Here is a 670-nt window from a genome sequence, read left to right as displayed (position 1 = left end):
TTTTCTAATGCATCTTCCACAGAAGGTTCCGACTGTATATATTCCCTGACACATTGGACGAATATGGAATATTCTTCAAGCCTTCTGCAATGCTTCATCAGCTCCTGATTGTGACCATAGTTGATATTCAACATGGTTGCGGTGCATTCCAGGCAAGGTGCTTCGTTATCTGTATTTTCAAAGCAGTCTGAAAGCTTTAACTCCATGGAATCTGGCTGGTTTTTTGTACCATTGTAAAAGACAATATATTTCGGCTTTGGAAGCCGGACTCTTTTTTCATGGTAGATCATCAGATTATTATCTGCAACATACCCTTCATATACCCGGGAGAAATAAAAGACTCCGCGAAGCGGCATGTTTGGGTTAAAAGTGCTTTGATGTTCATACAGATTCATGGTTCCGCCAACTAGGAAGGATACATCATTTTTCATGGACAGATAAAGGACATCTTCCAATGTGTTTACCTCCAGGTCATCAGGGTTCTGATAGTCCGTGTGGTTGATCGCATTATAAAGCTGCAGCAGATCTTCTTTGTTATTAAAGATCATTCTCCATAACCGGTCCTTATACTGCCGGTTGTGGGTTTGTTTGCTATGGCGAGATTTCTTCTTTTGTTTTCTCATTGCTTACCTCCATTATAATAGAAAACAGTTCATAAGTAAATTCGCCA

1 protein-coding gene is annotated in these 670 nt (G+C 40.0%); it reads right to left on the bottom strand.

Features of this window, described 5'->3' with window-relative positions:
• Nucleotides 1-623: Rpn family recombination-promoting nuclease/putative transposase (locus tag G4407_RS16240; RefSeq protein ID WP_173689702.1), on the bottom strand; the 623-nt coding region annotated here is incomplete at its 3' end.
• Nucleotides 624-670 lie beyond the last annotated feature (47 nt).

Source organism: Allocoprococcus comes (genome assembly GCF_013300725.1).
Classification (GTDB): domain Bacteria; phylum Bacillota; class Clostridia; order Lachnospirales; family Lachnospiraceae; genus Allocoprococcus; species Allocoprococcus comes_A.
This window is presented reverse-complemented; position numbering and strand designations above follow the sequence as displayed.